Consider the following 22,436-nt stretch of genomic DNA (forward strand, 5'->3'; position numbering starts at 1 on the left):
GCCCGCTCACGCGCCGGCGGCTCGCCACACCGCGCCCGAGCCGGCCGGCACCAGGCCCAGCCCCTGCAGGCCCTTGTTCTGCTCGCCCAGCCCGAGCGCCGAGCCGTTGCGGGCCAGCAGGACCACACCGGAGCCGTCGGCCTGCGGCTTCCACAACTGGTTGTCGCCGCGTCCGCAGTCGTCCTGGTACGCCCGCGAGTCCCGGCCGCCCGACACCTCCAGGCACTTGCGCGAGAGCGCCGACTCCAGCCGGACGAAGCCGCCGCCCGCGTCGCGCACCACCCACTGCTGGTTCGCCTTGCCCGCTCCGGCCGGATACGCGATCACCGCGGCCCGGTCCCGGTCGCTGGCGCCGCTCACGTCCATCGCCCGGCCGTCCCCGAGGGTCAGCACGTAGCGGGCACCCAGGGTCAGCGGCGACTTGGGCGGCGCGGTCCTGGACGGTGACGGGGACGTCGAGGTGGGCGCGGCGGTGGTCGGCGGCGTACTGACCTGTGCACCGACCACGGTGGTGGGGGAGGGGCTGGTCGCACCGGGCGACGTCGCCGCGGCGGCGGACTTGCCACCACCGCCACCGCCACCACCGAACACCCCGACCAGGCCGCCGCCCAGGAAACCCACCAGCGCGACCGCGCACAGCGCCGCTATCCAGATCCGACGTCGCGGCATCTGTCCCTCTCCTCTTGGCCGGCTCTTCGTGCGGATCGGGTCATCCTGGCAGAAGAGTTCACCCGCAGGAGTGAGCCGGCTCACCCGATTCGGTCCATCCCGGCGGCCCGATCCACCGCGCGCATACGAAGCCGCCGGGTGGTGAAGGGCTCACCACCCGGCGTTCGACGGCTGTTCGGGGATCTCTCGGCGGACGGTCCGCGGTCAGAGGTAGAGGCCGGTGGCCTCGCCGGAAACCTCGATGCGTTCGGCGGCGACCGCGTGCAGATCGCGCTCGCGGAGCAGGACGTACGGAACACCGCGCACCTCGACCTCGGCGCGCTCCTCGGGGTCGTACAGGACACGATCGCCCGGTTCGACGGTGCGGACGTTCTGGCCGACCGCGACCACCTCCGCCCACGCCAGCCGCTTGCCGACCTGCGCGGTCGCGGGAATGAGGATGCCACCGCCGGAACGACGCTCGCCCTCCGCCGCGTCCTGGCGGACCAGCACGCGGTCGTGCAGCATGCGGATGGGCAGTTTCTCGCCGAGATCGTGGGCGTTTTTGCTCGAAGACTGGGACCTGTCGGAACTCACGCTTCGACAAGCTACCCGTCCGACGCGGAACGTGCGTCACCGGGAGGTGTGATGTCCCGATCCGATTCCGCCTCGGCCGGGCCCGGCGAGGTCGGCCCGGCGTCGGTGCGGGACCTCAGCGCTTCTTGCCGGCCTTGCCGTTCTTGTCGCCCTTGCCGCGGCTCTTGACCAGTACGACCAGCAGGAGCAGCCCCGCCACCCCGCCCACCAGCGGCACGATCCGCTCGGTGCGCGGTGCGCCCGTGTCGCTGTCGATGAACTGCGCCCGGACCTTGTCCTTCGCGCGCGCCGCGACGTTGGCCGGCTTCACCCGATCGACGATCTCGTCCAGCGTCACCGCCAGATTGGCCCGGGCGGCCTCGATGTCCCGCTCGATCTGCTGCGGCGAGCGCCGGTCCGGCTGGTCGCCGGTCGACGGCTTGTCGACGGCCTCCCCGGCCTTGTGCCCGGCGTTCGAACCGTCGGCCTTGTGCGCACCGTTCACCGACTCCACCCGACTCCGCTCAGCGTGTGCCGTCACCGGACGGCCCAACGCCGCCCGGCCTTGCCGCTCCAACTCCGCCGGAGACAGTTCCCGCCCGTGGTCGCTCACAACCCGTCCTCTCCGGCCCCTGCGCTCGTGTGTTCCCCAAGTCTGTCAGGTGCAGCCCCGCACCCGTGTCAACCGGGTGGCGTGGCGCGGGCGGGCGGGGGCGAGCCGGTCAGGCCGGGACCGACGACGGGTCGAAACCGTACGGCAGTTCCAGCCGGTGGGCGGCCATCAGGTCGCGATCCAGGAGCAGCTCGCGGGTGGTCCCGTCGGCGACCACGACGCCGCCGGCCAGCACCAGCGCGCGCGGACACAGCTCCAACGCGTAGGGCAGGTCGTGGGTCACCATCAACACGGTGACGTCGAGCGAACGCAGTACCTCGGCCAACTCGCGCCGGCTCGCCGGGTCCAGGTTCGAGGAGGGCTCGTCCAGGACCAGGATCTCCGGCTCCATCGCGAGCACCGTGGCCACCGCGACCCGGCGGCGCTGGCCGTAGCTGAGGTGGTGCGGCGGGCGATCGGCGAAGCCGGCCATGCCCACCCGGGCCAGGGCGTGTTGTACGCGTTCCTCCAGCGCGGCGCCGCGCAGGCCCAGGTTGGCCGGGCCGAACGCGACGTCCTCGCGGACCGTGGGCATGAACAGTTGGTCGTCCGGGTCCTGGAAGACGATGCCGACCCGGCGACGGATCTCGCGCAGGTGCTCCTTGGCCACCGGCAGCCCGGCCACCTCGACGGTGCCGGCGCCCGCGGTCAGGATGCCGTTGAGGTGCAGCACCAGGGTGGTCTTGCCGGCGCCGTTGGGGCCGAGCAGGGCGACCCGTTCGCCCCGGGCGATGGTCAGGTCGACGCCGTACAGCGCCTGATGGCCGTCGGGGTAGGCGTAGGCGAGGCCGCGGACGGCCAGCGAGGGGGCGGCGGTCGGTTCGCTCACGTGAGGTACTCCGTTCATAGGGTCAGCGCACCCGCCCAGAGCACGAGCGCCGCCGCCGGCAGCGCCGCGGCGGCGGCCCAGTGCGCACCGCTCGCCCGAGTGTCCAGGATTACCGGCATGGTCCCGGTGTAGCCCCGGCTGAGCATGGCCAGGTGCACCCGCTCGCCGCGTTCGTAGGAGCGGATGAACAGCGCGCCGGCGGACTTGGCCACCGCCGGGGTCTGCCGCAGGTCGCGCGCGACGAAGCCGCGGGACTCGCGGGCGATCCGCATCCGGCCCATCTCGGCGGTGATCACCGCGCCGTAGCGCAGCATGAACGACATGATCTGGACCAGTAGCGGCGGCATCCGCAACTTCTGCAGGCCCAGCAGCAGGTCGCGCAGTTCGGTGGTGGCCGCGAGCAGGACTCCGGCGATCACGCCCAGGGTGCCCTTGGCCATGATGTTCCAGGCGCCGAGCAGGCCGTCCCGGCTGACCGACAGGCCCAGCACCTCGACGCTCGGCCCGTTCGCCACGAACGGCAACAGCAGCGCGAAGCCCACGAACGGCAGCTCGACGAGCATGCGTCGCAGCAGGAAGCCGGCCGGCACCCGGGCGAGCGCGGCGACGGCGGCGAGCAGCACGGCATACCCGCCGAACACCCAGTAGACCTCGCGCGGTGTGGACACGGTGACCAGCACGAAGGCGACCAGCGAGAGCAGTTTGCAGTGCGGGGGCAGTCGATGGATCGGCGAGTCGCCGGGTCGGTACAGCCGATGGCCGTGTCCTGCGGACATGATCAGGCGCCGTCGCCCGCGCCGGAGTCGGCGGTGCGGGCACCCGCCGGGTCGGTGCCGGTGGAACGCTTGCGGACCAGCCGGAAGACGCCGGTGCCGACGAGCAGGGTGGCACCCACGCCGATCACGCCGGCCAGACCGCCGGAGAGCCGCTCGTTGTGCACGCCCTTGACGGTGTAGTCGGCCAGCGGGCCGTCCTTCATCTGGTGTTCCTGCTCCTTGGCGTCGATGCCCTTGTCCGCGGACACCTTCTCCAGGCCGTCCGGGCTTTGGCTCGCGTAATAGCTCACGAAACCGGCCAGCACGAGGGCGAGCAGCGCGCCCGCGATCAGCAGGGTGCGAGTACGGACGCGGGTCATCGGGATCCCCCTGCCGAGCGCAGTTCGAGCGGGCGCGCGAGGCCGCGCGCGCCGTGGACGAGGTCGGGCCGGACCGCGAGCACGCTGGAGACGGTGGCCGCGGTGATGATCGCCTCGCCGATGCCGATCAGCACGTGCACGCCGATCATCGCGCCGGCCACCTTGCCGATCGACACGTCGGTGGTCCCGCCGATCGCGTAGAAAACGGTGAACACGCAGGCCGCCGCGGGCACCGAGACGAGCGCGCCGACGAACGCGGCGATCGGCACCGACGAGTGCCGGGCCGGCAGCAGGCCCAGCACGAGGCGGAACAGCCCGTAGCCGACCACGACGGTCACGATGCCCATGATGGTGATGTTCAGGCCCAGCGCCGTCAGGCCGCCGTCGGCGAAGAACAGACCCTGCATCAGCAGCACCACCGCCACGCACAACACGCCGGTGTACGGGCCGACCAGGATCGCGGCCAGGGTGCCGCCCAGCAGATGGCCACTGGTGCCGCCGGCCACGGGGAAGTTGAGCATCTGGACCGCGAAGACGAAGGCCGCGACCAGGCCGGCCAGCGGCGCGGTGCGCTCGTCCAGCTCCCGGCGCGCGCCGCGCAGGCCGACGGCGATCCCGGCGACGGCGACGACTCCGGCCCCCGCGGATACCGGGCCGTCGATGAACCCGTTGGGTATGTGCATGTGACGCCTCCCGAAATGCCGGATTCGGCTGTGGGATTTTATGGCTTGTGGCCGCAACTGCAAAAGGCTCGCAATTGGGTGATCGAGGCAACAACGGCGCACGGGGGGCGTTCTTTGCCCGGCTTTGACGAACGACGCCCCTGCGGGACGCGCGACCGCGCCGCGGCGCTCGGGAGCCGAATCGGTCGGACGGCAGCGCTAGCGTGGCGGCATACGTTGCCGAGCGATCCGAGGAGTTCTTCGTGAGCGACCGCCTCCAGGCGGGCGACACCGCCCCCGCCTTCACCCTGTCCGACGCCGACGGCAAGGACGTCTCGCTGTCTGACTACGCGGGCCGCAAGGTCATCGTGTACTTCTACCCGGCCGCACTGACCCCGGGCTGCACCAAGCAGGCGTGCGACTTCACCGACAACCTGGAGCTGCTCGCCGGCGCGGGCTACGACGTGGTCGGCATCTCGCCGGACAAGCCGGAGAAGCTCGGCAAGTTCCGGGAGAAGGAGAAGCTCACGGTGACGCTGGTCGCCGACCCGGACAAGAGCACGCTGGAGGCGTACGGCGCGTTCGGCGAGAAGACCATGTACGGCAAGACCGTCAAGGGCGTGATCCGCTCCACGTTCGTCGTCGACGAGAGCGGCCGAATCGAGCGGGCGCTCTACAACGTGCGCGCGACCGGTCACGTCGCCAAGCTGATCAAGGACCTCAAGCTCGACGCGGCCTGAGCTCGCTCGGACGCTCCGCTCGGAGCTCCGTAGAACGGCCCCGATTCGCCCGATCTTCGGGTGATTCGGGGCTTTTTGCGCGTAAGCCTGTGTCGTGCCCCGTCTTGCGCGGCGGTCTGCCCCAACCTGGAGCGCGGGGCGACCGCAAGGCGAGGGAGACAGGTGCGCGAGGAAGACATCACGGTCGTCGACACCAAGACGGTGGACACCGCGGTCCGGGCGACCATGCTCGGCAACGCCATGGAGTGGTACGACTTCGGCATCTACGCCTACATGGCGGTCACGATCGGGAAGGTGTTCTTTCCGTCCGGGAACGACACCGCGCAGACGTTGTCCTCGTTCGCGACGTTCGCCGCCGCGTTCCTGGTCCGACCGCTCGGCGGCTTCTTCTTCGGGCCGCTCGGCGACCGGATCGGGCGCAAGAAGGTGCTCGCGATCACCATGCTGATGATGGCGAGCGGCACGTTGTGCATCGGGCTGATTCCGGGCTACGACACGATCGGCTTCCTGGCGCCGGTGTTGCTGATCCTGTTCCGGATGCTCCAGGGCTTCTCGGCCGGTGGCGAGTACGGCGGCGCGAGCACCTTCATCGCCGAGTACGCGCCGGACAAGCGGCGCGGGTTCTACGGCAGCTTCCTGGAGTTCGGCACGCTGATCGGCTACATCCTGGCGGCGAGCCTGGTCACCCTGCTGACCGCGGTGCTCAGCGAGCACGAGATGCGGTCGTGGGGTTGGCGCATCCCGTTCCTGGTGGCCGGTCCGATCGGGGTGATCGGGCTGTATCTGCGGTTGCGGCTGGAGGAGTCGCCGGCGTTCGCGAAGGTGCTGGAACGGTCGGCGGCGGGCGAGGGCGACGATGCCGGGAGCGGGTCGGAGACCCTGAGCGAGTTCAAGCGCATCTTCCTCGGCCAGCGGCGCGCGATGATCATCTGCATCGCGCTGGTCGCGGCGTACAACATCAACGACTACATGCTGTTGTCGTACATGCCGACCTATCTCTCCGACACCCTCGGCTACGACGAGACGCACGGCCTGTTGCAGATCGTCGTGGTGATGGTCGTGCTGCTCGCGGTGATCCACCCGCTGGGCGCGCTGACCGACCGGATCGGCCGCAGGCCGGTGATCATCGCCGGCTGCGTCGGCTTCATCGTGCTGCCGCTGCCGTGCTTCGTACTGCTCCAGACCGGCCGGCTGGTGCCGATCTTCATCGGCCTGCTGATCCTGGGCCTGGTCCTGGTCTGCTTCCTGGCCACCATGTCCGCCGCGTTGCCCGCCCTGTTCCCGACCGAGATCCGCTCCGGAGCGTTGTCCGTCTCGTTCAACATCTCGGTTTCGCTGTTCGGCGGCACCACCCCGTTCGTGAGCGAGGCGCTGGTCAGCGGGACGGGCAACGACTACATGCCGGCCTTCTACATGATGCTCGCGGCCGTCGTGGGCCTGGTCGCCGCGATCTCGATGACCGAGACCGCGCGCAAGCCGCTGATGGGCTCGCCCCCGGCGGTGGAAACGGTCGAGGAGGCCCGCGAACTGGTGGCGGCGCAGCGACCGTAGGCGGCACGGCGGGGCCGGTCAGGCGGGGTGCACGGCTTCGGTGGTGCGCTCGGCTTCGGTGGTGTGCACGATCTCGCCGCCGACCGCGACGATCTCGCAGACCGTGCCCAAGATGTCGGCCGGGGCGATGGTCATGACGTCCCGGGAGAGCACGACGAAGTCGGCGAGCTTGCCGACGGTCAGCGAACCGCGCTCGTGCTCAAGGAAGTTGGCGTACGCCGAGCCCATCGTGTAGCCGCGCACCGCGGTCTCGACGTCGAGCGTCTCGGTCGGGATCCAGGACGGGCCGCCGGCCAGCGGCGCCCGGGTGAGCGCGGTGTACACGCCGACCATCGGGTCCATCTCGGCCACGTTCCAGTCGCTGGACAGCGCCAACACCGCGCCCGCCGCGTGCAGGCTCCGCATCGGCCACGCCTTGTGCCAGCGCTCCTCGCCGACGTTCTCCGCCCAGTCCCGACCCGGTCCGGCGATCTCCGGCGCGCAGTGCCTGGGCTGCATGCAGGCGACCACACCCAACTCGGCGAAGCGCGACACGTCCGCCGGGTCCAGGCATTCCACGTGCACGACCTGGTGCCGCGCGTCGCGTGCGCCGTTGACCGTACGGGCGTGCTCGACCGCGTCCAGGACGGTACGGATGCCCCGGTCGCCGGTGGCGTGCACGAAGCACTGGAAGCCGCGGCCGTCCAACTCGGCCAGCAGGTCGGCGAACTCCTCGGCCGGGTAGAACGTCTCGCCCCGGTGGTGCGCACACCCGCGGTACGGCTCCAGGAGCGCGGCGGTGCGCGGCTCGACCACGTCGTCGATGTACAGCTTGAGCGGCCCCACCCGCAGCCGGTCGTCGGCGTAGGTGCGGGCGGCCTCGGCGAACTCGTCCAGGTCGGCCGCGGTGGTGCCGCGCGGGTGGAACAGCGCCGCGACGACGCGCGAGCGCAGCCGGCCCTCGTGTCGGGCACGGGTGTACAGGGCCAGGTCGTCGAGCGAGTTCTGCGGCTCGACCACGGTGGTGATGCCGAACCGGATCGCGTCGTCCAGGCTCTTGGCCAGCCGGCCGTACTGCCGGTCGGCCGAGGCCCAGGGCAGACCCAGCTCGCGCAGCGCCCGGTGCCCGTCACGGGAGAGCCCGCGGACCGCGAAGTCCTTGACGAAGCCGGTCGGCTCGCCCGTCTCCGGGTCCTTGTCCACCCGGCCGAACGGCAGGATGTCGCTGTCCCGGGTGATCCCGAGCCGCTTGATCGCCGCGCTGTTGAGCCACGCGGTGTGCACGTCGTAGCTGAGCACGAAGGCCGGCACCGCGCCCGTGACCGGGTCCAGGTCGCTCGCCCGCGGCATCCGGCCGTCCGGGATCGCCGAGTAGTCGAACGCCTCGGCCTCGATCCACTCGGCGTCCGGGTTGGCCGCCAGCCAGGTGCCGATCCGCTCGTGGATGCCGGCCAGCGTGCGCACGCCCGCCAATTGCACGCACGCGTCGTCCGAGCCCAGCCGCACGTGGTTGTGCGCGTCGACGAAGCCGGGCAACACCCGCCGCCCGGCGCCGTCGAGCACGACGGTGTCCGGACCGATCCAGGCCGCGGCGTCGGCGTCCGCCCCCACCCAGGCGATCCGGCCCGCGCGCACCGCGAGTGCCTCGGCCTCGGGCAGGTCGGGGTCCACGGTGTGCAGGCGGGCGTTGCGCAGGACCAGATCGGCGGTGTGGGACACGGTGACTCCAGGGGGGTGGCGCGGAAACGTGGTGCGGGGTGGTTGGTTTCGGGGTCGGTCAGCGCTCGGCGAATTGCGGTTCGCGGCGGGCGAGCAGCCAGTACAGGCCGCCGGAGACGACCGCGCCCAGCAGGGTGAAGTCGCCGTCGAAGGTCTCCACCAGTGCGCCGGTCCACAGCGCGGACTCGGCGGTCAGGCAGGCGAAGACGATGCCGGCGGCGAGCGCGATCATCCCGGCGGGGTGGAAACCGCCGCGATACCGGTAGGCGCCGCCGCGCAGGTCGTGCAGGCCGTCGGCGTCGTAGCGGCAGCGGCGCATCAGCGTGTCCGCGATGAACACCCCGCCCCACGGCGCGAACACCACCACGAGCACGGACAGGAAGCTGGTCAGGTTGTCGGTGAAGTTGCCGTTGAACAGCGCCCACAACGAGCCGACCAGGATGCACGCGGTGCTGACCAGGATGCCCTTGGAGCGCGACCACGGGATGCCGAGCACCTGGAGGTTCAGGCTGGAGGAGTACAGGGTCAGGATCGAGTTGGTGATCGAGCCGCCCACCACGAGCAGCAGGAACAGCGCCTCGAACCAGTTCGGCACCAGGTCGGCGACACCGGCCACCGGGTCGGTCATGTCCGCCTGGGTGGCGGCGGCCACGCCGACCACGCCGAGCAGCACCGAGGAGAGCATCCCGCCGGCCGCGCCCCACAGGGTGATCGAGCGCAGCGAGGTGTCCCGGGGCAGATAACGGGTGTAGTCCGAGGGCATCGGCAGGTAGGAGATCGGGCCGGCGACCAGGACGAGCACGGCGAGCGAGATCGCGTGGAAGCTGTTCGAGGTCTCCGGCGCGGCTCCGGTCTCCAGGCCCGGGACCACGAACAGGATCAGCAGGCCGAAGCCGATGCCCAGCACGTAGGCCATCCAGCGTTCGGCGGCCTGCACGGTGGCGTGCCCCCACATCGCCACGGCGAAGGTGAGCGAGAGGGTGATCGCGAGCGCGACCACCCGGGCGAGGTCGCCGCCGGCCCAGCCGAGCTTGGCGAACAGCCCTTCGAGCGCGAAGGTGCCGACCACGGTGTTGAGGATGGTGTATCCGATGCCGACCACCCAGTTCAGCAGGCCGGCCGGGAAGTTGCCGTGTACGCCGAACGCGGCGCGCGAGATCACCAGCGTCGCGGTGCCGGTGCGGACCCCGGCCAGGCCGAGCGCACCGACCGCGAAGAAGGACAGACCGGTGACCACCACCACGGCGATGGCGGCCCAGAAGGAGAGGCCGAACATCACCGCGAGGGTGCCGTTGATGACGAACGTGAACGACAGGTTCGAGCCGAACCAGAGCCAGAAGACGTCCTTGGCGCTGCCGTGTCGTTCGTCGTCCGGGATCGGGTCGATCCCGCGGGTCTCCACCTGGAAGAGCTCGTCGGAGGCGACCCCCCGGCCGAAGCCGGGCGGGTCGGCGGCGGGGGTGGTGCGCGGGGCGGCGGATGCGTCGCCGCTTGCCGCGCCGCTCGTGGAGTCCGTGCGGGGCAGGGTCACCGGACCTCCTCCTCATGGTGTGCGGTGCGGCCTTCGTGGGCGTTCGGGCCGAACCGGAAGCTTGAATGGCATTCAAGAACTTTGAACGCCACTCAAGGTGCGCTGCGAGCAAGGAAGGTGTCAAGAGTTCGTGGCGAACCCGACCAGAATTTGACCGTCGTTCAAGGTCGGCGTGGCCGGCGGGATAGGGTCGAGCCCTTGCGCGAGCGGGTCGTGGGTCGGCCGCGCGATCGAAAGGCGGGTGTCGGTGGTGGCCACGCGGCGGAGCGACGGTCGGATCGCCCAGGATCGGATGCTCGAGGAGGCCATAACGGCGATCGCCGAGCACGGCCTGGCCAAGCTGACCATGTCCGGTCTCGCGGAGCGCCTGGGCACCAGTGGCGGGCACATCCTGTACTACTTCGGCAGCAAGGATCGGTTGTTGCTGGCCGCGCTGCGCTGGAGTGAGGAGCGGTTGGGCGAGGAGCGTGCCCGGCTGCTCGCGCGCCGGGTCGCGGCCGATCGCAAGCTCGACCTGTTCCTGGGCCTGTACCTGCCGGTCGGCCCGCGCGATCCGCGCTGGATGTTGTGGCTGGAGCTGTGGGCCAGGACGGCCGGCAACGTGGAACTGCGGGTCGCGCAGGACGAGATCGACCTCGGCTGGCACGCCGACCTGGTCACCGTCCTGACCCGGGGTGCGGAGCGCAAGGTATTGCTGATCGACGATCCGGACGCGGTCGCCTCGGAGTTGCTCGCGCTGTTGGAGGGGCTGAGTACGCGCACGGTGCTCGGACTGGGCGGGACGACTCGGGAGAGCGCGTTGGCGCTGGCGCGGCGGGCGACCGGGCGGCTGATCCGCTGAGGGACGGGCGTCGCGGGCCACCGCGGGTGCGGCTCGGGAACGACTTCGAGGTCGACTCGACGTCGGCTCGGGCTCGGCCGGATGGTTGGTCGTGGGGGGATATATGCCGGCCGGTCGATCCGGTGGGCACTAGCATGAGGCGTGGTCGACCTCGGGGCGTTGTCGCGCAGGTCGGTCGCGCGGCCGTGGCGCAATTGGTTGACGCAGCAGGTTTAGGTCCTGCCGTCCGAGAGGATATGAGGGTTCGAGTCCCTTCGGCCGCACAAGTGGTGGTTTTCCGGTGATTGTCGGCCGGTCTTATGCTGGCGGGTTCGACCCCGCGCACGCTAGCTTGCGGCATGTCGTCCCTGGGGAGGCGCCATGCACTGCGAGTACTGTCCGAAGGTTTCCGGCGGCCGGGTGCAGACACCGCCCGCCGAGATGATCGTGCCGAAGATCGCCGGTGACTGGGTGGGGTGGGTGCGGGCCGCCGAGGGGCGGGTCGAGACGCTCGGGCGGGCGGTGCCGGCCAAGCCCGACGCGGACTGTGTGATGAGCTTCGGCCGGCGGATTTTCGAGGGCTCGCCCAAGCGCGGGCTGCACGCCGAGATGGATTGCCTCCAGCAGGCCCGGATGCACGGACTGCCTTTGGAATCGGGCGAGTTCACGGACACCGCGATGGAGGTCGGCGGGGGCTGCTGTCTGCTCTGTGCCACCGGGCTGGCCGCGGTGGGCATCCGGCGGGTGCCGGCCGTGGACCCCGATCCGAACGTGTGCGTGAGCTGGCACGCGCCGGCGTTCCTGTTCGAGGATCCGCTGTTGTGCGTGGGGCTGATGGGTGAGCGGGCGGCGCATCTGTGGCTGCGGCACCTGACGCCGCCGGTGCGTCGACAGTTGCGCGGGTCGTTGACGGGCGCGATGACGCGGTTGCTGGCGGGGCGCTGGGAGTGAGGTGATCCGGACCGGCAGCGGCCGTGTGGTGGCCGCTGCCGGTGGCCGGCTCCGCCCTCGATCAGACCGAGTGCTCGGTGCGGTCGCCGGACCACTCGGTGTGGAAGGAACCCTCGCGGTCCACCCGGCGGTAGGTGTGCGCACCGAAGTAGTCCCGCTGCCCCTGGATCAGCGCGGCCGGCAGGCGGGGCGAGCGCAGGCCGTCGTAGTAGGACAGCGCGGCGGCGAAGCCCGGGGTGGGGATGCCCAGTTCGGCGGCGGTGACGACCACCCGACGCCAGGCGTCCTGGGCGCCGGCGATCGCGTTTCGGAAGTAGTCGGCGGTCAGCAGCGAGTCGGGCTTGCGGTCGGCGTCGTACGCCTCCCGGATGCGATTCAGGAAGCGGGCCCGGATGATGCAGCCGCCACGCCAGATCTCGGCGACCTTACCGGGATCGATCGACCAGTCGTATTCGGCACTGCCTGCCTCGATCTGATGGATGCCCTGCGCGTACGCCACGATCTTGGACGCGTACAGCGCCTGCTCGACGTCGTCGGCGAAGCGGTCGGCCGCGTCCGCGTCGAGCGTGGTGCGGGTCGGACCGGGCAACTCCCGGGCCGCCGCGCGCAGGTCGGCGTGTCCGGACAACGACCGGGCGAACACCGCCTCGGCGATACCGCTGACCGGAACACCGAGGTCCAGCGCGGTCTGCACGGTCCATCGGCCGGTGCCCTTCTGCTCGGCCCGGTCCTGGACCACGTCGACGAACGCCCGGCCGGTGGCCGCGTCGGTGTGCGCGAGTACCTCGGCGGTGATCTCGATCAGGTAGGACTCCAGCCGGCCGGAGTTCCAGGTCCGGAACACCTCGGCGGTCCGGGCGGGTTGCCACCCCAGCGCGCGATCGAGCAGGTCGTACGCCTCGGCGATCAGCTGCATGTCGGCGTACTCGATGCCGTTGTGCACCATCTTGACGAAGTGACCGGCGCCGTCCGGGCCCATGTGCGCGCAACACGGCACACCGTCGACCTTCGCGGCGATGTCCTCCAGGATCGGGCCGAGCGCGGCATACGACTCGGGGGAGCCGCCCGGCATGATGCTCGGGCCGAGCAGCGCGCCCTCCTCGCCGCCGGAGATCCCGGAGCCGACGAAGTGGATCCCGCGCTCGCGCAGCGCGGCCTCGCGCCGGCGGGTGTCGGCGAAGTGCGCGTTGCCGCCGTCGACGATCATGTCGCCGGGTTCGAGCAGCGCGGCGAACTCGTCGATCACCGCGTCGGTGGGCGCACCGGCCTTGACCATGATCACCAGCCGCCGAGGCGGCTCCAGTAGTGCGACGAACTCCTCGGCGGTGTCGGCGGGCAGGAAGGTGCCCTCGTCGCCGAACTCGTCGACCAACGCCCGGGTCTTGGCCGAGGTCCGGTTGTGCACGGCGACGGTGTGCCCGTGCCGCGCGAAGTTGCGGGCCAGGTTGCGCCCCATCACGGCCAGGCCGGTCACACCGATACGGGCTCGCTCCGCCATGTTGGTCAACTCCTGCTGTTCGTGCGGGTGGATCACCTTGATCACTGCGACAACATCGTCCGCGTCCGCGGTTGATCCCCACCGGCAACACGCCGGCCGGCTCGGGCGCGAGGAGGTGGATGGACAGATAGTCTGTGCATAGATAATCTCTGCGTTGATGGTTTTGCCCGTCGGACCGCGGAGACCCTTCATGTGGATGTACGAGCACGATGTCGAGACGGATGCCGCGCCCGAGGCGATCTGGCGACTGTGGACCGATGTGGAGAACTGGGGAGCCTGGAACGCCGACATCGAGAGCATCACGATCAGCGGACCGTTCGCGGTGGGCGCCGAGATCGTGATGACGCCGTCCGGGCAGGATCCGGTGCGGCTGGGCGTCGCCGAGGTGAAGGCCGGTGAACTGTTCGTGGACGAGGCCCGGATCGAGGGTCTGGTGCTGCGTACCACCCACCGGCTCGACCGGGGCGACACCGGGCGCACCCGGGTGGTGTACCGGATGGAGATCACCGGCGCCGCAGCCGACGTCGTCGGTCCCGAAATCGGCCCGGCGATCACCTCCGACTGGCCCGCCACCATGGCCGCGCTGGTCGAACTGGCGCTTGCCTGATGGCTCTCGGTCCCGCCGAAAGCCCCGGCTTCCTGCTCTGGCATGCCACGCTGCGCTGGCAGCGCGACATCGCCGCGGCCCTCACGCCCCTCGGCCTCACCCACGTGCAGTTCGTCCTGCTGGCCTGCACCTGGTGGTTCAACACGCGCGACGAACAGCCCAACCAGCTCGCCCTCGCACGCCAGGCCGGCACCGACGTGAAGATGACCTCACAGGTCCTGCGCACCCTGGAGGGCAAGGGATTGATCGAACGCGAGGTCGACCCGGCCGACACCCGCGCCAAACGGCTACGGGTCACCGACACCGGCGCCGAGCTGGCTCCGCGTGCCATCGCCGCCGTCGAACAGGCCGACGCGCGCTTCTTCGAGCCGGTCGCCGTCGACGACGCGGTGGCCCTGCTCCGGCCGCTGGCCCACCCCGAATCCTGAGTCGACCGGGGGTATTTCGCGGGTGCCGACCGGCCGTTGCGGCCGGCAGCATCGCGGGATGAGTCGGAATGCGAACGTCGTGCTCTCCGTGGTGGCCGCCGCCTACGGGTTGTCCTCGATGGGCGACCAGATGGCCATGGTCGTGTTGACCCTGCGATTACACGATCAAGGACGGTCCGGGGTGGTGATCTCGGCGTTGGTGATCGCGAGCGTGTTGCCGATCGTCGTGGTCGGGCCGTTGGCGGGTCCGTTGCCGGATCGGGTGGAGAGTGGTCGGCTGGTGGTGACGGTGACCGGGCTCCAGGCGGTGGTGGCGCTCGGGTTGGCGTTCACCACGGACGTCGTGGCCACCATCGTGCTGCTGGCACTGCTGGGCGCCGGTTTGGCGGTGGTCTCGCCGACGCTTCAGCTCCTGGTACCCGAGATCGTGGGCGACGCGGACACGACCCGAGGGTTCGCGCGCCTGGAGACGTTTCGCTCGGTCGGCAACGTGGCGGGGCCGGCCCTGGCCGGGGTGCTGGTCGCCGTGGTCGGTGATCGGGCCGTTCTGCTGGGCAACGCGGGGTCCTTCGCGGTGGTGGCCGCGGTGTTCGTCGTCCTGCGGATCCGCCGCGAGCCGGCCGCCGGCGACGCTCGACTCGGGTGGCTCGGCCAGGTGCGCCAGGGGGTCGGCGTGCTCGGCGGCGACCGGTTGTTGCGGGTGGCGATCCCGGCGCTGGCGACCGCGATCGTGTTCACCGCGATGCTGAACGTGGCGCGGGTCTTCTTCATCCGGGACGATCTGGGCGCCTCGGACGCGGGTTACGGGTGGCTGGTCACCGGCCACACCGTCGGCATGCTCCTCGCCGCCGCGTTCCTGGCCGCGCGCATCCCGTTGGCCTGGCAACCCCGGGTCCTGGCCGGCGCCGGGGCGATGATGGGCGGGGCCCTGTTCGTCAGCGCGACCGTACCGATCCTCGCCGTCGCCTTCGTCGCCTTCGTCCTGACGGGCGTGGCCAACACCCTCCAGAACCTGGCCATCCGCAACCTGATCCACGCCCGCGTTCCACGGGAAACCCGAGGCCGCGCCTTCGCCTCCTCCAGCGCGGCCCTCAACGCCGCGAACCTGACCGGCACGGCCCTGGGCGGCCCGACGGCAACCTCCCTCGGCGGCGCGGGCGCCCTGCAACTGGCGGGCGCCGGCACCCTGTTGGCCTCCCTGGCCGCCGCCCCGGTCCTGTTCCGCCGGCAACCGGCAAAGCCCACCACCCAACCGACCCCACCCGTGCCAAGGCCCGCCGGCGACTGACCCCGGATCCTCGGTCGAGCGTGTACTCGACGGACAACTCGCGACCGACACCGAGAACGTCCGTCGCATACTCGGTCGGGACGCCATGCGGAGAAATCCGGTTGTCCGAGGGTTGTGCGCACCGGTACCCATGTGGCCATGAAGTCATCGATTCGCCGTACCCGGCACGCGTTGCCGCGGGGTGAGGCCGAGGTCTGGGCGCCGGTCTCCGCGCGGTACGGGATACCGCCGTACGGCTGCAAGTACCTGTACACCGCCGGCGTGCTGCGCGAATACATCGCGTCGGCAGGCTTGTTGGTGACGCAGGGGCAGTACCTCGCCGCCGCGTCGCTGTCGCTCGACGGGGCCGAACTCGTCGGGCGATGCGTCTCGGAGCGCACCGAACAGGGCGTCACGCAGCGGTTGCGCAATGGGCTGAACCATCTGGAGAACCTGGAGACGGTCGCGGAGGGTGAGTCCGTTCCCGAGTCCGACGCCCTGGTCAAGCTGCGCGGTTTCACGGCCCACCCCAGCCTCGAACCGCCTGCGGGGTCGGAACTGCAGTTCTCCCACCGGACGTTCGAGTACCTTCTCGACCGCTTGGCGCTGGCCGTCGACCGCCTGTGGACGGACGCCGATGCGAGCGTCGTGCGCAAGTTCTCCGGCGCGAAGATCGCCCCGATGCGCACGGACGGGGAAAGCCGGTACGTCGAAAGTCTGCTCGCGCATCTCGACACGGGGGGCACGCCGGGCACGCGGATCCCATACGAGGAGAGTTGGCGGGTGCACTCCGCGACGGGGGTCGGTCGCTGACGCTGCGGATCGCCGGGAGCGGCCGCAGCGCCGGCGGGCCCGTCAGCGGTGCTCGGGGCGCGCTGCGGCGCGAGCCGACCGGATCGCACCCGTGCGGATTCGTTTCGGGCCCAGTTCCGGGAGCAGGGCGGTGACGTGTTCGGCTGCCAGGGGTGCCAGGAGTGTGTGGGCCGTGTGTTCCGGGTCGGGGGTCGTCGCGTCCAGCAGGATCGTCACGTGGCGGTGCCAGAAGCGGTACGCGCCGATGCGGTAGCGGGCGCCGGGGGAGGCGGTTTCCGACATGCGGATCAGGTCCAGGTGTTCCAGTAGGTAGTCGAGGTAGGCGTCGACGAACGCGGGGAGGCGTTCCGCCGCCGGGGCTCCCGGGCCCAGGGGTGGCGGGCCGTGCAGGATCGCCTCCTGCAGGACCCGCTCCCGGGTGTCCAGGAGCGCCGCGGCCAGGCCGGACTTGTCGCCGAAGCGGCGGAACAGCGTGCCCTTGCCGACTCCGGCCGCCGTTGCCACCTGGTCCATCGATACCGCTGCGACGCCGTGTTCGGCGAAGAGCCGTGCGGCGGCTTCCAGGACTGCGGCTCGGTTGCGGGCGGCGTCGGCGCGTTCCTTGGGGGGTGGGGTGCGGAGGAGGTCCAGGGGGATTGCGGAAGCGGACTGCGGTCCGTTAGCGTCTCTTGGCACAAGCGGACTATAGTCCGATTCTCTGTGAGGTGGAGGCACCGCCATGACCGCGCTCATCACCCGGGACGAACTGCGCGCCGAGATCGCCGCCGGCACCGTGACCGTCGTCGACGCGCTCGGCGGGGAGTACTGGGCCAAGCAGCACCTGCCCGGCGCGCTCGCCCTGGTCCGGGACGAGGTCGACACCCTCGCCCCGACCCTCCTGCCCGACCGCGACGCGGCGATCGTCACGTACTGCTCGAACACCGCCTGCCCGAACAGCGGCCAAGTCGCCGACCGGCTGACGCGTCTGGGCTACACCAACATCCGCAAGTACGCCGAGGGCATCGAGGACTGGACCGCCGCGAGCCTCCCGACCGAATCGGCCTGATTCGGGCGGGGCGCGAAGAGGGAGGGCCGAGGCGAATCACCTCGACCCTCCCTCGGTTCGATCCGACGTCGGCCTACTGCGGGGCGTCCGTCAGGTCGGTGATTCGGCCGCCGGCGAGGGGGACTTGGTACCAGACGTCGATGGTGGAGTCGCCGAAGTGTTCGGTGACGATCACCGTGGCGCTGCCGGCGCCGCTGCCTTCGTAGCGGACGTCGCGGCTCTGGGGGGTGTTCTGGGCGCGGAAGACGGGGTCGGCCCCGTGCTCCTCGGCCCACTGGTCCAGGCGGGCGTTGAGGTCGGGGGTGAGGAATTCGTTGCGGACCTCGGTCGGGTTCATGTTCGGGTTGGTGCCGTTGACGGCCGAGAGGTATTGGTCGTAGAAGGCGGTCACCTTCTCCACGACGCCGATCTGTCGGGTCTGGGTCACGCCGGGCGGGGAGCCCTCCGCGGCGAGTGCCGGAGCGGCGGCGCCGGCGGTGAGGAGGAGTCCGGCGGCCAGGGTGATGGCGGCCGTGCGGCGAATGTTGGTGGTCATGTCGACCTCCGCTTGCTTGGGGATGTGCCCTTGCATTGGTGGAGACGGCCAACCGGTAGGGTGGGTTGCGATACTTTGCCCTACTTTGCCATTCGGGAATCGATTCGTTTTCTTCAGGTGCCGTCGGGTGTCCCGGCCAGCGCTTCCTCGGCGTCGTCCAGTACGGACTGCGGCAACCGGGTGTAGGAGAGCAACCGGCCGCCCGAATCGCGGATTCGGGTCGCCACCTCGCGGGCCCAGATGTTCTCCACGAACAGCACCACCACGAGCGAGTCGGGCGGCATGACCTGCCCGATCTGGTCGGCGTCCTCGTCCCCGGCCAGCCCCAACATCTCGCGCGCGGCCAACTCCGCCGCCATGTCGCGCAGCCCCTCGAACTCGCTGACCTCGTGGCTGCTCACCTCGCCCGCGATGTCCTTGACCACGATCATCGCGTCGATCAACCGCACGTCGCCGCGCTCCTCGACCGACTCGAACGCTTCCAGCACGGACGAGGTCAGCCGCTGGCCCGGAAAGCCCAACACGATGGCGTCGACAGGTCCCAACTCGGCCATGCTTCCTCGTCTCGGGGAGGGGGAGGGGAGGGAGGGGAAGGAATGTGCAGGGGATGTGCGGGGGCGGAGTGGGCGATCCGCCCACAACTTCGTTCCCGTTCCCGCTTCGCGCCCATTCATGTGTGGCCCGCCCGAGCCGGGCCGCGCGAGCCGCGCGACCGCCCGCCCGTCCGAGCGCCCACCCGGGCCGCCCGCCCGAGCCCCCTCCGGGCTCACCCCTCGTACGCGACCACCGATGCCTCCGGCTTCGGGGTGTCCGGACGCTGCCATTGCCCGAGGTAGACGTTGCCCTTCGCCGACACCACCCGGGACGACACCGGCGCCGGCAGGACGACCTGCCAGGCCGGTTCGCCGGTCTTCTCCGTCAGCGCGAACAGGTGCGCGGCGTCGTCGCCACTCGCATTGCTCGACGTCGCGTCCATCGCGACGTACACCTTGCCGTCCGCCACGACCGGTGTCTCCAGCGCGCCGCGGGACGGCATTTCGCGCTTCCAGACGAGATTGCCGGTCTTTGCCTCCAGGGCGTGAACCGCGCCCTTGGCCACCGACGTGGCCGGCCCGTTCGTGGGCGGCGCGGTGCCCGAGGCGGTGGGCGGTACGCCGGCCTGCGCCTCGGAGGGGTGGCTCGCGACGTAGACGGTGTCGCCCACCCGGGTGATCCCGCTGACGTTGCGGGTCTCCATCTCGTACTTCCACACCTGTGCGCCGATGAGCGGATCCACCGCCACCACACCCGACCGGGCCGTGTCGTCGGCCCCCTCGTAGACCAGGAACGCGGTGTCGCCGGCGAGCGTGAGACCGCCGGTGGCTCCGCCCTTGACCGGGATCGGGCCCCAGACCGCGGCGCCGGTGGTCGCGTCGCGGGCGTAGCGCTGCCAGGTGTACTGGCCGTTGCTCCGACCCGAGGTCACCAGCGCGAGCACCCGGTCGCCGGCCGGCACCACGTCGCGACCCCACGGGCAGTCCTTGAACGGGATCTCCCACCCGGGCGTACCGCTGCGGTCGTAGGCGCGGATCACCGCCGGGTTCGAGCTGTTCCGAGGCTCGGCGAACACGTAGACCAGACCGTTGGCGAACACCGGCGTGGCCGGCAAACCGGTGTCCCTGGACATGTCCGCCTTCCACACCTCCCGGTGGGTGGTCGCGTCGATCGCGACGATCCGGCCGGGGCCGGTGGAGAACGAGTTCTCCTCGGCGACGCCCAGGTACAACAATTCGCCGTCCAGGGCCGCCGGCAGGTTGACCCAGCGGGCCGCGTACTCCAGGACCCAGCGTTGTTCGCCGTTGATCGGGTCGAACGCGTGCACGACGCAGGTCGAGGGCTGGGACGGCTCCGGGACCGATGCCGTGGTGTTCACCGTCCAGGAGACGACGAACACGTGCTTCTTCGTGGTCAGCGGCGCGGACACCGAACTGCCCGCGGTGGCTTTGCGCCAGACCTGTTTGCCGGACTCCGCGTCGATCGCGGTGACCTGGCCCTTGCCGCCGCCCACGCCTTCGGCGACGTGGTAGACGAGGTCGCCCTGCACGCTCAGTGCGCAACCGGCGGCGGCGCCGGCCGGATACGTCCACACCCGTTTGCCCGGATCCGCCTCGTCGCCCATCAACATCCAGCCGATGCCGCCACCCGCCGCGGCCACGGCGATGGCGCCGCCGCCGAACAGGAAGGTGCGGCGGGCCAACGCCCGCTTCCCGAGCGGCGGATCCGGGCTGCCGACGGTCGGCGGCAGGCTCGGCTGCGGCAGCTCACCGGGCCCGCCCGGCCCACCAAGCGCGCCCGATCCGCCCGTGCCGTTCGAACCGCCCGATGCCGGCCGGCTCGTCGCGGTGGATGCGCCGTCGTCCGTTCCGCCGACCGGGGTCCGAGCCGGCGGCTCCGGCATCTCGCTTGTCACCTCGACCGGCGCCGCCGGATCGTGCAGGTGGCGCCGCTCCAGCTCGGCCGCGAGCCCGGCCGGCAACCACGATGTGGTGGACGGCGGTTCGTCGCCGCCCAGACAGCGCTCCAGCACGGCGATCGGCTCGGGTCGCCGGGTCGGCTCCTTGTCCAGGCACTCGGCGAGCAAGTTCCGGATGATGTCCGGTACTTCGTCCAGCGCCGGTTCGTCGCGCAGCACCCGCCACATCATCTGCAACTGCGGCACCGGCGGATCCCGATGGAACGGCCCGTGTCCGGTGGCCGCGTACACCAGTACCGAACCGAGCGAGAACACGTCGCTCGCCGGCCCGAGCGTGCGCCCGCCCGCCTGCTCCGGCGACATGAAGGCGGGCGATCCGACCACCCGTCCGGTTCCGGTCAGTCCCTGGCCGCCGTCGTCCACCGCACGGGAGATGCCGAAGTCGATCACCCGCAGCCGATCCCGACCGAGCACGACGTTGGACGGCTTGAGGTCGCGATGGATCAGGCCCGCGCGGTGGATCGCCATCAACGCCTCGGCCAACTGCGCCCCCAGCACGCGCACCGCGCCCGAGGGCAGGGGACCGTACCGGGCGATCACTTCGGACAACGACAGCCCGGTCAGGTATTCGGTGGCCAGCCACGGCGGTTGCGCATCCGGGTCGGCCTCGGCGATCGGCGCGGTCCAGGCGCTGTCCACCCGCCGGGCGAGGTCTATCTCGCGCCGGAACCGGTCCCGGAAGCCGTGGTCGGTCGCGAACTCCGGACGCACGGTCTTGACCGCGACCCGAACCCCGCTCGGGGACGTGCCGAGGAAGACCTCGCCCATCCCGCCCTCACCCAACCGGCCGCGCAGCCGATACGGCCCGAGCCGCGTCGGATCCCCGTCGCGCAGTGCTTCCATGACCACCGTTCCCCGTTCCGGTCGTTCAGGAGAGGCCACCTCAACCGCCGTCGGGGAACGGGAATCAGCTGCTTCCCCCTCGGAAATACTGTTGCCAGACCTGGGTTTGACGGGTCTCGGGATGATCGGGACCCAGTACTCGGGCGAAGTCGGCGACCAGCGGTCCGTACAGGGCCAGGGCCTCGCCACGATGGCCCGCGAGGCCGCGATTGACCGCGTGTCCCGCCCGGGCGACCAGCGATTCCAGGCAATCGGCGCCCAGGATCCGGATCGAGTCCAGGGCGAGCGCGCCGTACATCGCGGCGGCCCGGAGCGGGTCGCCGGATTCGCCGGTGAACCGGGCCTGGAAGCTGCGCGCGGTCAGGGTGCTCTCCGCCTCGGCGCCCAGCGCGTGCGTCATGTCCGCCGCGAGCTGGGTGAACAGCGCCACCGCGCGCGGTGGTTCGCCGCCCTCGCCGGTGAACCGGGCGTGACACAGCCGCATGTCCAGGGTGACCCAGTCGCCGGGGCCCAGGTGTTGCGCGGCGACCGGGATCAGGCCGGCCAATAATTGGGCGGCGCGCCGGGGATCGCCGTCCAGACCGACGAAGTGCGTATAGGCCCGGCGGATGTTGAGCGTGTCGCGGTCGGTGCTGCCGAGCACCCGACTCGCGACCTCGCCGAGGTGGTGGTAGAGCCGGACGGCCGCCGCGGGATCCTCGCGCATCCCCCACTCCCAGACCGCGCCCACCTGTTCGTTGATGCGGGCCCGCGAGGGATACGGCTCTTCGAGCGGACGAGGGGGCCGCACGATGCGGAAAGGCGAATCCATGCTCACCTCCGAAGATGTCGCATCCGAGTGTGCGACCTGTCCCCGGTCCACCGGTAGAGGTCCGTGCCGGTGCGTCCGTGTCCGTCCCCGACCGGCCGCGGTTCGTGGAATTCGGGTATTCGTACATCCGTTCGAGTTATCGTGTTCGAACGACGCGCCCGGAATTTCGATGCGGTTCGCTTCGAAATGCGCGGATAAAGACCTCAAATGGCGTCAGAAGCCGCACTGGGTACGCCCGTTCGAGGTCGGTTGGATGATCTGTCCGTTTATAGGCGCGTCGTTCG

22 protein-coding genes, 1 tRNA gene and 2 pseudogenes are annotated in these 22,436 nt (G+C 70.8%); 10 read left to right on the forward strand and 15 right to left on the reverse strand.

Going from position 1 to position 22,436, the window contains the following annotated elements:
* Positions 1-6 precede the first annotated feature (6 nt).
* The 6 genes and pseudogenes from ACH4U8_RS15510 to ACH4U8_RS15535 all read right to left on the reverse strand — a co-directional run bounded on the left by ACH4U8_RS15510 (position 7) and on the right by ACH4U8_RS15535 (position 4,523).
* Positions 7-669, reverse strand: coding sequence for an RICIN domain-containing protein (locus ACH4U8_RS15510; protein ID WP_395778311.1), 663 nt, complete (start codon positions 667-669; stop codon positions 7-9).
* 204 nt (positions 670-873) lie between these two features.
* Positions 874-1,176 (reverse strand): co-chaperone GroES, encoded by a 303-nt coding sequence (locus ACH4U8_RS15515; RefSeq protein ID WP_052173837.1) that lies wholly within the window; start codon positions 1,174-1,176, stop codon positions 874-876.
* Between the two features lie 184 nt (positions 1,177-1,360).
* Positions 1,361-1,642: pseudogene (locus ACH4U8_RS15520) on the reverse strand (DUF3618 domain-containing protein); the annotation flags it as partial.
* Between the two features lie 304 nt (positions 1,643-1,946).
* Positions 1,947-2,723: an ABC transporter ATP-binding protein gene (locus ACH4U8_RS15525; RefSeq protein WP_360307434.1), complete on the reverse strand. Its 777-nt coding sequence runs from the start codon at positions 2,721-2,723 to the stop codon at positions 1,947-1,949.
* Positions 2,720-3,481 (reverse strand): cobalt ECF transporter T component CbiQ, encoded by a 762-nt coding sequence (gene cbiQ, locus ACH4U8_RS15530; RefSeq protein WP_395778313.1) that lies wholly within the window; start codon positions 3,479-3,481, stop codon positions 2,720-2,722. The genes ACH4U8_RS15525 and cbiQ overlap by 4 nt, the downstream gene beginning before the upstream one ends.
* 2 nt (positions 3,482-3,483) lie before the next feature.
* Positions 3,484-4,523: pseudogene (locus ACH4U8_RS15535) on the reverse strand (energy-coupling factor ABC transporter permease).
* Positions 4,524-4,765: 242 nt separating this feature from the next.
* Between ACH4U8_RS15535 and bcp the strand changes: the two are divergent.
* On the forward strand, positions 4,766-5,242 hold the full coding sequence (gene bcp, locus ACH4U8_RS15540; protein ID WP_360307440.1) for a thioredoxin-dependent thiol peroxidase: 477 nt from the start codon (positions 4,766-4,768) through the stop codon (positions 5,240-5,242).
* Between the two features lie 75 nt (positions 5,243-5,317).
* Positions 5,318-6,793 (forward strand): glycine betaine/L-proline transporter ProP, encoded by a 1,476-nt coding sequence (gene proP, locus ACH4U8_RS15545; RefSeq protein WP_395778884.1) that lies wholly within the window; start codon positions 5,318-5,320, stop codon positions 6,791-6,793.
* Positions 6,794-6,811: 18 nt separating this feature from the next.
* Here the strand turns inward: proP and ACH4U8_RS15550 are convergent, their stop codons facing one another.
* From ACH4U8_RS15550 to ACH4U8_RS15560, 3 genes are all read right to left on the reverse strand, one after another.
* Positions 6,812-8,491 (reverse strand): amidohydrolase, encoded by a 1,680-nt coding sequence (locus ACH4U8_RS15550; RefSeq protein ID WP_360307446.1) that lies wholly within the window; start codon positions 8,489-8,491, stop codon positions 6,812-6,814.
* Positions 8,492-8,549: 58 nt separating this feature from the next.
* A complete protein-coding gene (locus tag ACH4U8_RS15555) occupies positions 8,550-10,022 on the reverse strand; it encodes a purine-cytosine permease family protein (protein WP_395778315.1) in 1,473 nt (490 codons plus the stop codon).
* Positions 10,023-10,142: 120 nt separating this feature from the next.
* Positions 10,143-10,280 (reverse strand): hypothetical protein, encoded by a 138-nt coding sequence (locus tag ACH4U8_RS15560; RefSeq protein WP_360307449.1) that lies wholly within the window; start codon positions 10,278-10,280, stop codon positions 10,143-10,145.
* Between the two features lie 34 nt (positions 10,281-10,314).
* Between ACH4U8_RS15560 and ACH4U8_RS15565 the strand changes: the two genes are divergently transcribed.
* The 3 genes from ACH4U8_RS15565 (at position 10,315) to ACH4U8_RS15575 (ending at position 11,793) form a co-directional block, all read left to right on the forward strand.
* Entirely contained in the window at positions 10,315-10,863 is a 549-nt protein-coding gene (locus tag ACH4U8_RS15565) for a TetR/AcrR family transcriptional regulator (protein WP_395778886.1), read from the forward strand.
* 179 nt (positions 10,864-11,042) lie between these two features.
* A tRNA-Leu gene (locus tag ACH4U8_RS15570) sits at positions 11,043-11,126 on the forward strand.
* A gap of 136 nt (positions 11,127-11,262) precedes the next feature.
* A complete protein-coding gene (locus ACH4U8_RS15575; RefSeq protein ID WP_379987625.1) occupies positions 11,263-11,793 on the forward strand; it encodes a hypothetical protein in 531 nt (176 codons plus the stop codon).
* Positions 11,794-11,854: 61 nt separating this feature from the next.
* Here the strand turns inward: ACH4U8_RS15575 and gndA are convergent, their stop codons facing one another.
* Entirely contained in the window at positions 11,855-13,291 is a 1,437-nt protein-coding gene (gene gndA / locus ACH4U8_RS15580) for an NADP-dependent phosphogluconate dehydrogenase (protein ID WP_395778888.1), read from the reverse strand.
* Positions 13,292-13,487: 196 nt separating this feature from the next.
* Here gndA and ACH4U8_RS15585 point away from each other — a divergent pair, with 196 nt between their 5' ends.
* From ACH4U8_RS15585 to ACH4U8_RS15600, 4 genes are all read left to right on the forward strand, one after another.
* Complete coding sequence (locus ACH4U8_RS15585; protein WP_395778317.1) at positions 13,488-13,898, forward strand: SRPBCC family protein; 411 nt, start codon at positions 13,488-13,490, stop codon at positions 13,896-13,898.
* Positions 13,898-14,326, forward strand: coding sequence for a MarR family winged helix-turn-helix transcriptional regulator (locus tag ACH4U8_RS15590; RefSeq protein WP_395778319.1), 429 nt, complete (start codon positions 13,898-13,900; stop codon positions 14,324-14,326). The genes ACH4U8_RS15585 and ACH4U8_RS15590 overlap by 1 nt, the downstream gene beginning before the upstream one ends.
* Positions 14,327-14,384: 58 nt before the next feature.
* Complete coding sequence (locus tag ACH4U8_RS15595) at positions 14,385-15,614, forward strand: MFS transporter (protein WP_395778321.1); 1,230 nt, start codon at positions 14,385-14,387, stop codon at positions 15,612-15,614.
* A 138-nt stretch (positions 15,615-15,752) separates the two neighbouring features.
* A complete protein-coding gene (locus ACH4U8_RS15600; protein WP_395778323.1) occupies positions 15,753-16,406 on the forward strand; it encodes a hypothetical protein in 654 nt (217 codons plus the stop codon).
* 42 nt (positions 16,407-16,448) lie between these two features.
* Here ACH4U8_RS15600 and ACH4U8_RS15605 read toward each other — a convergent pair whose 3' ends face one another.
* Positions 16,449-17,081, reverse strand: a complete 633-nt coding sequence (locus tag ACH4U8_RS15605; RefSeq protein WP_395778325.1) for a TetR/AcrR family transcriptional regulator — start codon at positions 17,079-17,081, stop codon at positions 16,449-16,451.
* Positions 17,082-17,124: 43 nt separating this feature from the next.
* Between ACH4U8_RS15605 and ACH4U8_RS15610 the strand changes: the two genes are divergently transcribed.
* Complete coding sequence (locus tag ACH4U8_RS15610; protein WP_395778327.1) at positions 17,125-17,451, forward strand: rhodanese-like domain-containing protein; 327 nt, start codon at positions 17,125-17,127, stop codon at positions 17,449-17,451.
* Positions 17,452-17,524: 73 nt separating this feature from the next.
* Here the strand turns inward: ACH4U8_RS15610 and ACH4U8_RS15615 are convergent, their stop codons facing one another.
* The 4 genes from ACH4U8_RS15615 to ACH4U8_RS15630 all read right to left on the reverse strand — a co-directional run bounded on the left by ACH4U8_RS15615 (position 17,525) and on the right by ACH4U8_RS15630 (position 22,152).
* On the reverse strand, positions 17,525-17,986 hold the full coding sequence (locus ACH4U8_RS15615) for a hypothetical protein (RefSeq protein ID WP_360307469.1): 462 nt from the start codon (positions 17,984-17,986) through the stop codon (positions 17,525-17,527).
* A gap of 113 nt (positions 17,987-18,099) precedes the next feature.
* Positions 18,100-18,540 (reverse strand): DUF6325 family protein, encoded by a 441-nt coding sequence (locus tag ACH4U8_RS15620; RefSeq protein ID WP_360307471.1) that lies wholly within the window; start codon positions 18,538-18,540, stop codon positions 18,100-18,102.
* Between the two features lie 212 nt (positions 18,541-18,752).
* Positions 18,753-21,341, reverse strand: coding sequence for a PQQ-binding-like beta-propeller repeat protein (locus tag ACH4U8_RS15625; protein ID WP_395778329.1), 2,589 nt, complete (start codon positions 21,339-21,341; stop codon positions 18,753-18,755).
* Positions 21,342-21,405: 64 nt separating this feature from the next.
* Positions 21,406-22,152: a hypothetical protein gene (locus ACH4U8_RS15630; protein ID WP_395778331.1), complete on the reverse strand. Its 747-nt coding sequence runs from the start codon at positions 22,150-22,152 to the stop codon at positions 21,406-21,408.
* Between the last annotated feature and the right edge of the window lie 284 nt (positions 22,153-22,436).

This window comes from Embleya sp. NPDC020886, assembly GCF_044333915.1.
GTDB lineage: Bacteria > Actinomycetota > Actinomycetes > Streptomycetales > Streptomycetaceae > Embleya.

Excerpts from the sequence above, each read along its gene's own strand:
- ACH4U8_RS15510 (WP_395778311.1), bottom strand. The coding sequence starts at position 669 with ATGCCGCGACGTCGGATCTGGATAGCGGCGCTGTGCGCGGTCGCGCTG.
- ACH4U8_RS15515 (WP_052173837.1), bottom strand. The coding sequence starts at position 1,176 with ATGCTGCACGACCGCGTGCTGGTCCGCCAGGACGCGGCGGAGGGCGAG.
- ACH4U8_RS15525 (WP_360307434.1), bottom strand. The coding sequence starts at position 2,723 with ATGAACGGAGTACCTCACGTGAGCGAACCGACCGCCGCCCCCTCGCTG.
- cbiQ (WP_395778313.1), bottom strand. The coding sequence starts at position 3,481 with ATGTCCGCAGGACACGGCCATCGGCTGTACCGACCCGGCGACTCGCCG.
- ACH4U8_RS15565 (WP_395778886.1), top strand. The coding sequence starts at position 10,315 with ATGCTCGAGGAGGCCATAACGGCGATCGCCGAGCACGGCCTGGCCAAG.
- gndA (WP_395778888.1), bottom strand. The coding sequence starts at position 13,291 with ATGGCGGAGCGAGCCCGTATCGGTGTGACCGGCCTGGCCGTGATGGGG.
- ACH4U8_RS15585 (WP_395778317.1), top strand. The coding sequence starts at position 13,488 with ATGTACGAGCACGATGTCGAGACGGATGCCGCGCCCGAGGCGATCTGG.
- ACH4U8_RS15590 (WP_395778319.1), top strand. The coding sequence starts at position 13,898 with ATGGCTCTCGGTCCCGCCGAAAGCCCCGGCTTCCTGCTCTGGCATGCC.
- ACH4U8_RS15595 (WP_395778321.1), top strand. The coding sequence starts at position 14,385 with ATGAGTCGGAATGCGAACGTCGTGCTCTCCGTGGTGGCCGCCGCCTAC.
- ACH4U8_RS15600 (WP_395778323.1), top strand. The coding sequence starts at position 15,753 with ATGAAGTCATCGATTCGCCGTACCCGGCACGCGTTGCCGCGGGGTGAG.
- ACH4U8_RS15610 (WP_395778327.1), top strand. The coding sequence starts at position 17,125 with ATGACCGCGCTCATCACCCGGGACGAACTGCGCGCCGAGATCGCCGCC.
- ACH4U8_RS15615 (WP_360307469.1), bottom strand. The coding sequence starts at position 17,986 with ATGACCACCAACATTCGCCGCACGGCCGCCATCACCCTGGCCGCCGGA.
- ACH4U8_RS15620 (WP_360307471.1), bottom strand. The coding sequence starts at position 18,540 with ATGGCCGAGTTGGGACCTGTCGACGCCATCGTGTTGGGCTTTCCGGGC.
- ACH4U8_RS15625 (WP_395778329.1), bottom strand. The coding sequence starts at position 21,341 with ATGGAAGCACTGCGCGACGGGGATCCGACGCGGCTCGGGCCGTATCGG.
- ACH4U8_RS15630 (WP_395778331.1), bottom strand. The coding sequence starts at position 22,152 with ATGGATTCGCCTTTCCGCATCGTGCGGCCCCCTCGTCCGCTCGAAGAG.